Origin of the sequence: Desulfonatronovibrio hydrogenovorans DSM 9292 (assembly GCF_000686525.1) — a bacterium.
Taxonomy (GTDB): domain Bacteria; phylum Desulfobacterota; class Desulfovibrionia; order Desulfovibrionales; family Desulfonatronovibrionaceae; genus Desulfonatronovibrio; species Desulfonatronovibrio hydrogenovorans.
Window position 1 is genome coordinate 1 of record NZ_JMKT01000003.1, and the last position, 12,722, is coordinate 12,722.

General features: G+C 45.7%; 13 protein-coding genes. All 13 read right to left on the minus strand.

Annotated elements, in window-relative coordinates:
- Positions 1-29: 29 nt before the first annotated feature.
- The gene (locus tag P771_RS0100835) at positions 30-1,097 is read right to left on the minus strand and encodes an IS3 family transposase (protein ID WP_150112094.1); all 1,068 of its coding nucleotides are present in this window, start codon (positions 1,095-1,097) and stop codon (positions 30-32) included.
- Complete coding sequence (locus P771_RS0100840; RefSeq protein ID WP_028573613.1) at positions 1,073-1,549, minus strand: transposase; 477 nt, start codon at positions 1,547-1,549, stop codon at positions 1,073-1,075. The genes P771_RS0100835 and P771_RS0100840 overlap by 25 nt, the downstream gene beginning before the upstream one ends.
- 104 nt (positions 1,550-1,653) lie before the next feature.
- Positions 1,654-2,793: a glycosyltransferase family 4 protein gene (locus P771_RS0100845; protein WP_028573644.1), complete on the minus strand. Its 1,140-nt coding sequence runs from the start codon at positions 2,791-2,793 to the stop codon at positions 1,654-1,656.
- 36 nt (positions 2,794-2,829) lie between these two features.
- Positions 2,830-3,591 (minus strand): sulfotransferase domain-containing protein, encoded by a 762-nt coding sequence (locus P771_RS0100850; protein WP_028573645.1) that lies wholly within the window; start codon positions 3,589-3,591, stop codon positions 2,830-2,832.
- Positions 3,592-3,660: 69 nt separating this feature from the next.
- Positions 3,661-4,494: a hypothetical protein gene (locus P771_RS0100855; protein ID WP_150112099.1), complete on the minus strand. Its 834-nt coding sequence runs from the start codon at positions 4,492-4,494 to the stop codon at positions 3,661-3,663.
- A gap of 145 nt (positions 4,495-4,639) precedes the next feature.
- Positions 4,640-5,767: a hypothetical protein gene (locus tag P771_RS18045; protein WP_150112100.1), complete on the minus strand. Its 1,128-nt coding sequence runs from the start codon at positions 5,765-5,767 to the stop codon at positions 4,640-4,642.
- A 62-nt stretch (positions 5,768-5,829) separates the two neighbouring features.
- Entirely contained in the window at positions 5,830-6,339 is a 510-nt protein-coding gene (locus tag P771_RS0100865; protein ID WP_028573647.1) for an adenylyl-sulfate kinase, read from the minus strand.
- Entirely contained in the window at positions 6,333-7,058 is a 726-nt protein-coding gene (locus tag P771_RS0100870) for a phosphocholine cytidylyltransferase family protein (protein WP_244147272.1), read from the minus strand. The genes P771_RS0100865 and P771_RS0100870 overlap by 7 nt, the downstream gene beginning before the upstream one ends.
- Entirely contained in the window at positions 7,055-7,528 is a 474-nt protein-coding gene (locus P771_RS0100875) for a gamma-glutamyl-gamma-aminobutyrate hydrolase family protein (protein WP_208595927.1), read from the minus strand. Before P771_RS0100875 ends, P771_RS0100870 begins: the two co-directional genes overlap by 4 nt.
- Before the next feature lie 136 nt (positions 7,529-7,664).
- Entirely contained in the window at positions 7,665-10,064 is a 2,400-nt protein-coding gene (locus P771_RS0100880; RefSeq protein WP_028573650.1) for a PEP-utilizing enzyme, read from the minus strand.
- 47 nt (positions 10,065-10,111) lie between these two features.
- On the minus strand, positions 10,112-10,756 hold the full coding sequence (locus P771_RS0100885; RefSeq protein ID WP_150112101.1) for a hypothetical protein: 645 nt from the start codon (positions 10,754-10,756) through the stop codon (positions 10,112-10,114).
- 340 nt (positions 10,757-11,096) lie between these two features.
- Positions 11,097-12,464 carry a surface carbohydrate biosynthesis protein gene (locus P771_RS0100890; RefSeq protein WP_150112102.1) on the minus strand — a complete coding sequence of 456 codons (1,368 nt, stop codon included), beginning with the start codon at positions 12,462-12,464 and terminating at the stop codon, positions 11,097-11,099.
- Between the two features lie 26 nt (positions 12,465-12,490).
- A complete protein-coding gene (locus tag P771_RS0100895) occupies positions 12,491-12,715 on the minus strand; it encodes an N-acetylneuraminate synthase family protein (protein ID WP_028573653.1) in 225 nt (74 codons plus the stop codon).
- Between the last annotated feature and the right edge of the window lie 7 nt (positions 12,716-12,722).

Genomic DNA, 12,722 nt, shown 5'->3' on the forward strand with positions numbered 1-12,722 from the left:
TCCGGTAAGTTTCAAGAAAGATGTCGCCTTTAGGCCGCAATTTTTTCTGTATTAGAGGTTCTTTTTTTATTCAGTGTGACTTCAGAAGGTGCAGACCATTTCCTGATCTGACCTGACCACCGTTCCGGGTTTTTCATTTTTGCTCTTTGATAAACAACTCGTCGTCTGGCCAGGATTTCTTTGTCCCTGCCTGTGTGCCGATCATTGGGGGTTACATACGCCAGGCTGCTGTGACGATGCTCATGATTATACCACTGTACAAAACCCTCGACCCAGGTTCTGGCATCACTTAAGCTTTTAAAAGGCTTTTGAGGATACCAGGGGCGATATTTCAGAGTCTTGTATAAGGCTTCTGAATGGGCATTGTCATTGCTTACGCCAGGCCTTGAGAAGGACGGCATTACACCCAGCTGCTGCAAAGTGGCCAGCATGGTTGCTCCCTTCATGGGAGCACCGTTGTCAGAGTGTAGGACCAGTTGGTCTCTGGTTATGTTTTCCAGATAGCATCCTTCGCTGATCAAGCCTCCGGCCAGAGTGGATCCTTCACGGGTGTGTATCTGCCAGGTGATGATCTTTCTGCTGTAGAGATCAATGATCATGTACAGATAAAAGAACACTCCTCTAACCGGGCCCGGCAGATATGTAATGTCCCAGGTCCAGACCTGATTGGGCTCAGCAGCTGTCAGTTCTTCAGGCCTGTTGTGTCTCTTAGGCTTTGAAGGCTGCCTGTGGGTGTTTTGACCTTCTTCCCGAAGGATGCGGTACATGGTTGCCTCGGACGCCAGGTATGTTTCCTGATCAGCCAGATCCGCAACTATTTGATGCGGACTCAGGTTCCTGTATGCAGGACTGTTGATGGTCTTCAGAATCTTCTGTCGTTCCATTTCACTCAGTTTGTTGGCTGGTGTTTGGCTTGACTCTTTACGTCTGTCTTCAAGTTTCTCAGGACTTCTCCACCTTTGGATGGTCCTGGGACTTAAGCCGGTAATGGCACAAGCTTTTTTCAGCCTGGCTCCTGAACTGCAGGCTTCGTCTATAAGTGTCAGGATGCGCTTTTTCTTCTGGGTCGGGATCAGTCGTCCCTGTTGCCCCCCCAGAGGGCATCCACTTTTTTTTTGAGCACCAGAAGGGCCGTTGTTTCAGCTAAAGCCTTGTCCTTGCGGTTAAGCTCTTTTTGAAGATCTTTGACTTCTTTTTTAAGCTGACGGACATTATTGCCTTTGTTCCTTGATTGATCCTTGGAGAATTCTTTTTTCCATTTCTCCAGATGATGAGTATGTATTCCTTTTTGTCTGCACCAGGCTCCCAGCTGTTCGTCTGTAAGCTTGGCAGATTCAAGCAGGGCATCGAGCTTTTCTTTTGAGGACCAGTCCTGTGGACGTTTCTCATGTTTGGCCATAATGGTATCTCCAGTGCTTTGTGCTTTTTTAAGCCAGTATCGCATGGTTGAACCTGGAACTCCCATGTCCTTGGCGATCTGGGCTTGAGAGTCAGTCCCTGTAAGTACCATTTTGACCACGTTTTCTTTAAATTGCAAAGGGTAAGACATTATAACCAGCTCCTGCCCCTTGTTATGTTGAACATGATAGGATGAAAGGGATTTTTGTTCCAAGAGGAGCCCCCCGGGGGCTCCTCTTGGCCCTCCCTCAAATTTCATCCAAGACGACATCTATCCTGACACATGGGGAGTCTTTCAGCCCGTGCTTGCCAAGTATAATTCTTTATAAACTCATCATGGGCTGTTTTTCCCAATTGCTTGGCAAGTTTTTTGTCTTGCCGTAGCCTTTCCAGAGCTCTTACCCACTCATCTACATCATCCGGTGGACACAAAAGCGCATTTTTCTCATGCTCAACAACTTCCCTGAGCACCGGCAGGTCTGAACAAATTATAGCCTTTCCAGAAGCCATATATTCAAAGAGCTTTAATGGGGAGGTCCAGTCTCCAATATTCCCTCCACCACCATGGGCCTCAACTTGGTTTTGATTCGGCAAAAGAACCACATCAAAAGCATAGATATACTTTGAAACCTGCTCGTGTGGGACGAATCCATAGAAATTTATATTTTTGCTGTTACCAAGATTTTCTTTCCAGTAAGATATATCTTTCTCCAATCCACCCACCACATGAAAATCAGCCCAAGAACATTGTAAGGCAAGTTGGCCAACGACCTCCATACCCTTTCCGGCATACAAGTGCCCAACATACCCCACCTGCAAACGCTCACATTTATTGGGCAGGTCAACAGGCTGGGTTCCTTCAGGTACTGGATCTGCGCCGTCCGGGGCGACCTGGATCTGCACACCATTACAGGAATAATTTTCCTGATAGTATTTTTTCAGGGCATGGGTAATGACCACCAGCTTTTGCAGTCTGGAAGATTTCAGAAGCCGCCTGAACATCCATTCGCTGACTGGCCCGCTGTCTTCAAGAGGTGCGTGAGATTCAAATGTTACTGGCAGACCAAGCTTGGATGCAAAAAAACATCCAGATGCATTCCGACAGTATACGAGATCCGGCTTTAATGATCTGGCCTTTAATCCGGCCAGCAGGCCATATATATGCCCCCGTCCTCTGATGGGCAGCCAGGGTAGTTTGATGATCTCAAAACACTTGTCCACACCGTAAAATGCATACGGATCAGGGACATTGGGCTCGGCATCATCGCGTTTGTCCGGGGCCAGCAGGGTGACTTCATGCCCGTTCCTGGCAAAGGCTTGGCACATCTTCATCACGTGGATGGAGTTGGCGGTGCGGGAGGGGATGGTGGAGGAGGAGAGGTAGGCTATTTTCATAAATGAACAAGCAGCGGTCAATATCTTGGATGATAGTTATGCCCCGCCTTGTCTGCGTAGTTTGGAATTAAGCTTCCAAATCGGATAAAGCAGGGGAAGCCACAGATTGGCAGACATTCTATATTGCCATCTGTCATCATACACAAGTTTTGTGCGTTTGGAAGTGTCATTTTTCATCCTGTTGCCAAAAACATCGTGAACATTTGAGGTACAAAGCACCTCTTCGATATCTTTGCCTTCACTTTCCAAGCTGCAGAATTCATTTATTCTGAGAAGCTGGGTATCAGCTTGGAATACAAGGGATTCGTAGGAAACAAAGAGTGGATCCATCCTTTTAAGATCATTGTTGATATAGCGAATCGTGCGCAACTGATTTTTCCACCAAGCCAGCATGGACATGACAATTGGGCGTGACGGCCTGTTTTTTCGTTTTCTGGTATTTTCATCTGAGACCGCCCACCCCCGGGCATCCCGAACTATATAGATGATATAAACATTAGAGACTAATCCTTCACCTCCCAAATCGATCCAGGGCTGGACCGTGTGTATCGACTTAGAAGAATCCACAAGGTGAGTTGCTTGTGGGTAAAGTGCCTGGGACTTTTCCAGCAGACGTTTATACCATTCCAGTTTGCTATCATTTGGGTTAGGTTGAAGTCCCTGCCACACAGGACAAAACTGAACAGCCTGTCCACAAGAGCAATCACCAGCCTCATTCTTCCACCCCCGGCCATCCGCCAATTGCCGCACTTCACCTAAGCCCACAGCATTTTGGTTGCCTGCAAGCAGATACTGCAAAATAGTAGATCCGCTGTGGCCTGAGCCAAGGATGTAAATTATTGAGGGTTTCATTAATAAATAAAAATGTTATAAAAAGAGGTAGTCACTCAGCTCTTTCTCGATAACATCCAACTCATTCCTGGAAAGAATTTTCATAAACTTATCGACATTTCTTTTTGATGCTTCAGGATCATAGGTCGATCTGGCAGTAGGGGATAGATGAAGAATATCGCAAAGCTTTTCCGTCTCTCTTTTGTGCTCCAGGACAAAAGATTCATACTGGATTGTCGTCACAAGCGGGCTGGCCCATTCCTTTTGATCTCTCAAACTCATAACCTGTCGATACCATTTGCAGAAGAGCTTCACGTCGCGGCCTGGATATGCATAGCCGCCAAAAATGAAGCTGGCAAAGATGCCTCTCGGGTCTCTGTTGACCACGACCACATGCCGATCACCGTAATACTGCGTTGAAAAGACGGGTCGCCAGTATGAGCCGCCCTGGTTGAGTACCACCGGTTTGCCCTGGAAATCACTTCCTGCGCTGGAAAAAAGATCATCAATGAATTGATTTGCTTCCTGTAAAAACGTTTGTTCTTCAACGGGAACAAAAATCTGCTTGCCTCCGGCCTTTTTTCCCCAACGTTTGAGCAGTCTTTGCCGGATGCGCCATTGCACGGAGCCCCAGGCAGAAAGTTTGGTTCTTTCAACCATGGGCATGCCATCATAAGACAAAGCGGCAATACGATTTACAAAGCCATTGACAATTTTCTGGTAGCCTGGAAATAGCCTCAGATAGCTCAAGCCGGGAGGGTTTGCCTTTCTTGGCGGACCAAGGCGCCGGCAAATGTCAATGAATTCATGAATTGCGGAACTTGCTGAATTGACCGAAAATCCCTGGCCAAGGGCAAGGTGCAGGTCCATGAGGCCGCCTGGGTCTTGGATGAGTCTAAATTCCCTGCCTGAAAGGGGATCAAAACAGTCCGGCCGACCAGCGAGGTAGTCGAACACGGCTCCAGAGCCGCAATTCCCAGACCCAAGAACGGCAATTTTAAATATGCTCATATGATCAGACTGGGTTTTTCATGATACAAGAAAATTCAGTAAGACGTTTTGCTATTAAATCATTAGCTTCTCGGCTTGTGTGGGGTCCAATAGGACCCTCAACGTACAAAGACACTTTTTTCTTGTTTTGTTTAAAAATATTTGTAAAGTCAAAAACATGAAGATGCTTTTTCATGTTTAAAAAAAAGTGCTCATGGTTTTCTGGACCTTGCCTATTTACATCACCAGGTTGAGGCAAAACAATCAATGCAGGTATTGCTTTGTTTTTCTTGCATGAATTCGCAAAGCGTTGTATTAGAGATTCGAGCAATAGACATGAATCATTATCGTTGTAAAGCCTCTGCACCCATTTTGCATTCTCTCTTAATATTACCTTAAGTGCATTTCGTTTAGCGATATCAGGCTTACCAATGGCAAGCCAAAATATCAGACTTCGTATTATTCCCATGTGTCGCCCTGGCTTACGCAATAAGCACAACATGGATGGGAAGCCGATAATATCTTTAGTGAACTTTTTGCAGTAGAAGCCATCCAAATTTTGAATGTGCTTGATATGTTGACGATAGGTAACGTAATCTTGAGGGTCTGAAATAATTGACGAATGAAAGGTTAGCTCATTGTCATTAATTGTAAATCGTGGCTTAAATGCGAGAAGATTGCCATATTCAAAGTAATGCTTCCAGTATGATTGAATCCGGACTATTGTCTCAGGAACTACGGCCATAATGACAATTCGTGCTTCGGTTGGAGGATCGTTTTCATAACGGATCAGGGCCTGGTCGAACCCATAATTACCTACGCCATAGTTACCCACATGACAGTGAAGATACTTGGACATAAAATGCGGCCAAGTACAGTCATCCGGTACCAATCGGCAAAAAGCATAAGAATCTCCATACACAGCAACAGGCATTGGTGCATTTTCAAAACCTGGATTGTTGCGCCTTCCTCGACTATCAATCCTATAGGTTACTGCTCCATCTGATGTTGTGTTATGCCATTGTGCATTTGGTCTATGGAGCCATCCAAGTACAGGGTGGAAGGATTGCTTTGCGTGTTTAGCAATTTTTTCTTCAGGGATAATCGGAGCCTTGTCCTTAGTGATTATCAGCCACGGAAAAAATGAACGCAAAATGCGAACCAAGCAAAATAATATCAACTCAACGCAAAAAATCCAGATAAGTAATTTTATAATCACAACGTTTCTAAATATTCAACAATTTGTTTAAGAGATGTTTTTGGCGTTCCAGAACGTCCAGATGTATCCACAACCATATCAGAATTTTTCGGAACAGGGAAAGGGATATCAACCCCCACGACATTTTTGATCAGACCGTCTTCAGCATCTTTATACAACCCTTTTGTATCGCGATCTTTCAGTATTTCCATTGGAGTATCCAAAAAAAATTCAACATATATAGAAAAATTATTTCTGTTCCAAATTTGCCATTCGGGAAAAATTGAAAGAACAGCCGCAACTACATCAATACTCTGACTATCCAACATCCTGCATAGATGAGATATGCGATGAGCATTCAAACTTCTGCCTCTTACATCGTGCCCAACAGCATCGCCCCAAACATCACGAAGTATATCACCGTCAAGAAATACAGTCGCTGGATTCTTGTTCTTTAATTCACTGTAGAGCATCTTTCCAATCGTTGTCTTACCAGATCCAGACAAACCTACAAGCCAGATTACCATATCCTTGATATCTCCTTTGCTACCTGCAAATCTATTTCATTATCCACCTCACACCAAGGTCCATCCCAGGGGACTGCCTGAATGGACTTGCCCTGGTCCATGAGCAGCTGCAGCAAAGAGGTCATGTCCAGTCTATCTACAAGCTCCTGGCTTTTATCCAGCAGATCAAAAACCCATCTGGCAGCTTTGGGGGTAAATTTCAAAAGCCCCATATACTGACCCTGGATTTCCTCAATAGATACTTGTTTGCGGCCTATATCCACCAGACTACCTTGTTCATCCAGCCTGAAGCTCTCGGCATCGCTCAATGGATCTTCAAATCTTTGCTGCCAGAGATCGAGCCAGTTGATATCGTAGAGGATGCTTAAGGAAGAACCATCCTGCATAAGCCGATGTATGGCTTCACAGGGATAGACAATATCTGCGTAGGAAACAATGCAGGTCTGATGCAGCAGCCAGTCCCTGGCAGCCATAAGCGTGGCCACCATATTGGTCTCATTCCACCTGGGGTTTTCCGTGGTCTCAAAGTCACCGGTTATCTGATCCTTGCAGTACCCTCGCACCACAAGGATGTCATGTATGCCGGCCTCCCTCAAGGCTTCAAGCTGCCAGTGCAGCAGTGGCTTACCCTTTAATTCCACCAGGCACTTGGGCCGGTCATCGGTCAGGGTCAGGAGGCGGGAACCACGCCCAGCCGCTAAAATTACTGCTTTCATCATAGTAAACCAAAAAATTTTCTAATCATTTTAATATTCAAATCTGTTGCCTGACATTCTCTCTCTGGATGCCACATTATGGCCATAAGAGGCTCCTGGACATGTCTGAACCCCTCAATTCGACCCTCCAGATCCCTGGCAAAGGCCATTAAAGGCGGTTGCATCTCTACTGGTCCACAATTGTCATGGTAGGAATTAACCATGTGCTTATCCCCATTAATGATTACTTCATGTGTTGTAGCGGCATGGTTTGAGCAAGGTTGTATTTTAAAACCAAAATAGTGGGCCATGATTTGAAACCCGCGACACACTCCAAAAATCGGAATATCATTGGCAAGAGCATAACTTATCAAGGCCAGCTCTGTCTCATCACGTTCAGGGCATTCAAAAAGGTTATTTCCGCCGGTGATGATAAAACCACTCAGATTCCAGGATTGAACATAACTGGCTATTCCTGATCCAAGATTGGGCATGGGCATCCATTTGTATTCTGGAAGAACCTGATGCATAAATCCGGGCCAGTCTTGAGCCAGGGCATCGCGCTTTTCGGCATATTCAACCGCCTCAACCACTCTCATGGTCAGGCCGATGCGTAATTGATCCATACGATTAAATCGACCTTATAGTTTTAGATCCGCAGTCAAGAGAAATTTTCCTGGCCCTGCGCAGGCGCTCGAACATTTCTTCGCCACAGCCTATGGCGGCAGGCAACTGCAACTCTGCACAACGGATGGCCATATGCGAATTTGCGCCTCCGTACTTGGTGATCAATCCGGCTATGCCCTTGGTAAAAATCCAGTCAAAGCCGGGATCGGCGTTTTCAATGCAAACAATATAATCATTCAAAGTGCCGTAGTTTGTTGTAGCAGCCTTGAGAAAAACTGGCGGTCGCTCTACCTGTTTGTTGGAAATATAATTAGGTTCGGAGCGGTGTATAGGCACTACATGTATATCCCTGACTCCCCGAACCAGATAGCTGAGCTTGAACACTCTGGCCAGTGACTGCTCAATCCGGGCCTGATCCACCTTATGCATAAGCAGGGTGGTTGTTTCGCCCCTGGTTGAACTGTGGCAGGTATCTATGATATCCTGGATGGTCAAATGGGACAGGTCTTCCCTTCCAAGTCCATATCCTCCTCCCCAGACGGCAATGGCTTCCAGGGCCGCGGACAGGTTCCGGGTGAAAATAAACTTTCCGTACTCCCGTCCCTGAATCGCTTTCATAGAATATGCAAAAAGACCTTGCGCATCTACTGTATTGATACCCGCCTCTTGAAGTAACGAGTTGATGTTATTTTGTTCATCATGCGTCAATTCAAAGGGTTCAGGAGAATGGACTGCACTGTCAATTTGACAATTGTCGAATAAATCCTGGCGATCCTTGTAGCAAGGGGACATGATATCGAACGTCCCAGGCCTGAGATGCCCGTATTTATTCTGAAAATCACGCTCTGGCATTTTACCCTGACACACAGCCTTGGTATCACTGGCCAGATCGCCCATGACCGTGCGAAATGAGGATTTAAACATTGTGAGTCGTTCCTGAGTCAATGCACCGCGCGAGACAGCAGATCTGAGCAGGGTCTCAGCAATAAAGCCGTGTCTGGCGATAATGGTAAACGGAATGGTGCCGTATTGCAGGCAGTCTTCCAGCAGGTTTTGAGTATAGCCAGCAAGCGCCACAGGACTTTGTGAAACAAAGCTGAGATATTCAGATGTTTGCAGCGAGGCAAGATCGTCGACATTTTTCAGGGCTCGAGGTAAACTGCCCTTATCAGATATATCCAAAGCCTTATTGGTAAAAGTGCAGAGCAGTTCCTTGAAAGCTTTTTTTTCATCAGAATTGAGTACATCAGTATATCTTTGATTGAAATTTTCATCAAAAGAAAAATCCAGGACAGTGTGGGCAACCTCAAATTCCACTTTGTCGTGCAGGCTTGGGTTATACGCCAATCGGTCCAGCCAGGCATTGACTAATTTCTCGCCGATTTCCGCTGGAACTTTCTGGGGCAGAAAGGAGTTAAAGCTGGCCCGGACGTCTATGAATGTCCGGCCTCCGAGCAGGACCATCAGTTCCGTCCTGGGAAGTCGGCGATAGCCCATCCTGGCCCGGGCATGGCTCCAGGCGTGTGAAGAGATAAGCCATCTGAACAGAGATGCAGCAAGAGGCGAAGGAATCACGCCGATTAACTCAGCAGGATTCCAGTCAGGCATGTTGCCGAAGATAGTATACGTTCCAAAAAGCCCGTATCTTGGGGCGGTCAGTTGGGAAACAAAGCGCTCTGTATAAGGGATAATTCTCTTAACCCTATGTTCGGTGTCTGGATGCCAACCCCCAGCAGTGCTTATCCTGCGCACCTGAAGAAGATGCATTAAGCCACGCTTGTCCAGGGCGAACTCAATGTCCAACGGAATGGACCCGCACAGGGCCTCGACTTCCCTGGCCAAATCCAGCATTCCGCGTACCCGTTCGGAATCGCAATACTCAGGTCGATAATCACGATAGACCAGTACAGTCTTGTGAATACCTGATCCGCTGGTAACTCCATCAGATCTGCCAGATTCGTCGTAGTTGAGCACATAATAAGGAGAGCCATCGTCAACGCACCGGGTCATGATGACGCCACTGACATCAATATCAGTAACCATTTTCTGAACCAGAACCTGATCGTCGGGGTTCTTCTCCGGATAGGAGGCAAACACAGCCTTAACCGCCTCCCGAAACCTTTGCTCATTGGCTGGATCAACATCAAGCACGGACATAAACGCGCCAGCATGGGAGTTGCTTCCCCCGTCTTCACACACTGCGGAACTGCGCACGGCCACAGCCCCAACATCAAACCGGCGGGCAGCCTTCTGCAGCAGTACATGGGCATCCTGCTGCCATTCCTGCAGACTAAAATAAAGAAAGGAAGGAATCTTTGGTGAAAGCGACGTCCCTTGAAGCTGGCTCAGGGTGTCCGCTTTGGAGCCGAACTTGATTGATGTGGTGCATTGTGGTGTTTTCATTGTTTAGGTAAACCTGCAATCCTTGAAGATCCATTAAAGCAAGCTTGTTACTTGAACCATGCGTACTGAGGAGCGTCAGGAACTTTCCAATTTGGCCCATATCGTTCTTCGATTATTTTCTCTGGATTCTTTGGAATGTTAAATGGAAAACCAAAAAGATAGCCAGTTTCTGGTGATTCAAGATGATCCTCGTGAATGACATCTAGCTCTTCTCCGTTTTTTATTCGTAAATAAACATAACCATCCTGTGTTGATTTGGGTGATAAAAAAAGAAGAGTTATTTTACAACCTCGTGGAGGAAAAAGATCAATTTTGGATGACAGATGATATTTGAATTTATATCCAAGTGCGTTTAAATCTTGTTCATAAGAAACAAATTGATCATAATACGAACTCTTGACATATAATTCTACATCACCAGGTTTACCAGCAAATGCACCCTGCCTAACGGCACCTAATAAATTACCATGGCCCAGAAAATAAATTATCTGCCTATTGTTAAGGAAATTTATAAACTTTAAGAGGCTGTCAAAAGATGCAGTCTGTCTAAACGGAACACCATGTTTTTTGTATCGAAGATATAATATATAAACAATAAAATTAAGATAGCCGGGATTAGCAAAGCAAATCACATAACAGTTGTAAGCAAATGTTTTTTTTAAAAAAACATTAAGCTTTTTTATAAAAGCCAAAAACCCTTCATTCCTAATTTCATATAGATGTCGTATATGTTTTTTCATCTTGTTAGTAGTGTTATATGATAAAAGACAATCCGAATAATGACCTTAATTTATACTATGATGCATCATGATTTAAATCAAGTCAACGATAAAGCAAGCTATAAAAAATCATCCTCAATTGATGAAGGTTGCAAGCCGACCCTAAAGTATAGGGAATTGCGCTAAGTTGTATATCCATTGGCCCAAGATATTTCGATAGATAGACACCAGCCGAACTCCCATCTGCTTTTCTGCAATGCAAAAATATAAATTTATGTTTATGACTGATAATCATGACGAGCTACGTATCCAACTAATTCTTCTCCACCACAAATACATCACCATAAAGATGTTTGATGCTGCATTCATTGTACTTACTGTTTACCTTTGAAAGATTGTTCTGAATCTGTTTCAACTCCTTAAGCCTTAGCCCTGGAAACTTGCGCATGGCTTTTGTTTCCACGCCTTTGATTCTATTTTTAAGCCGCGCCAATTCTTTTTTGGCGCTCATTTTCCAGCCAGTCAGCCCCAGCCTGATTGGAGGCGACTCTGGAACGTCCAGTGTCTCCAGCACATCCACGATTTTCTTAGCCGCTGTGTCACCTTCAACATTGGCCAGCCTGTTCCTGATCAGCTCGTCATTTTCCGGGGTGCGGTGGTCATTGACCTCTTCTCCACTAAAAATCCTGGCCAGGACATCAGAAACTTCGTCCTCGGTTGTACACTTGATGCTCAGCTTGTTGGGAATTTCCCTGTTGATGGGGCTCTCAAAAGGGGTGTAGGCAATAGCCGGTGTACCGGAAACATATGCCTCCATTCCGGTTGTACAGCCGTTGTGGATGACTGCGCACGCCGCTCTTTCCCAGGAACTGATTCCTCCCTCAAACAGGACGTGTATATTATCCGTAGTGGGCAGAACATTCTTCCAGCCTTCTATCTTCTCCACAGGATGAGGACGGACTACAAAGCTGATGTCAGGGTATTTTTTGGCCAGGTCTCTGATGAGCTGGGCATACAGAGCAAACATTCTTTTGCTGTCCTCAAAGATATTGCGTATTCTTTGCTCATCATCTGCCGTCACTATGCTGCCGTTTTTACGGCCCTGCGCAATCCGCTCCTCCAGAGTCATGTAGCCGTGGGCGGAAGCAAAATTAGAAGAAACCAGCACATACTTGCCAAACTGTTGCTTGATATTGTCTATATGATGCTGAAAGTACGGCAAAAAATCATGACGCCAGTAGTCTATGCGGGGTGACCCGGTGGGATAAAATTTTTCCTTTTCGGCCGAATACTTATCGCTCCAGGCTAAATGATCAAACTCACCCCAGCAAAACACAAGACTTGCCATTCCCACAGTTTCCGGGGTGCTGCGAACGGAAAGGAACTTGTCGTAAGAGTAGGAAAGCAGTCCGCTTTCTTCGTCCTGGGAGGCTATCAGACAGCCAATATCAGCTAATGAAGCAAGCTTCCCTTCTTTCCCTCTTGTTAAACTTTTATCAAGATAACAACCTGGAGGAAGACACCCGCATTCTAAGCCAGTATTAATGGCAGACTTGTGTCCAAAAACCACCCGAAAACCGCGATTGGCGGCTTCGAGAGCTAGAAGAAATCTTCCCTCAAGCTCCCTGGATTTTATTTCCATTAAAATATAAATAATTGGTTTTTTATCAGATCGGTTCATTCTTTTCCTTTTATCGGAATTATTTCTCAAGTTGAATCCAGATTCGACTGTATTAGCTCGACTGACCACCGACCCTCAGTCAAGTTTGAAACAAACGCGACCATGGTTTTGAACTCGTCCGGTTCCAGCGAAAAGGCGCTGTCCGGGCCGGGTTTGGCTCGGGACAGGGTGAAGTGCTTTTCAATGATGCAGGCTCCCAAGGCCACGGCAGCCACAGCACCAATACCCAGAGTATGGTTGGACAATCCCATCTCACAC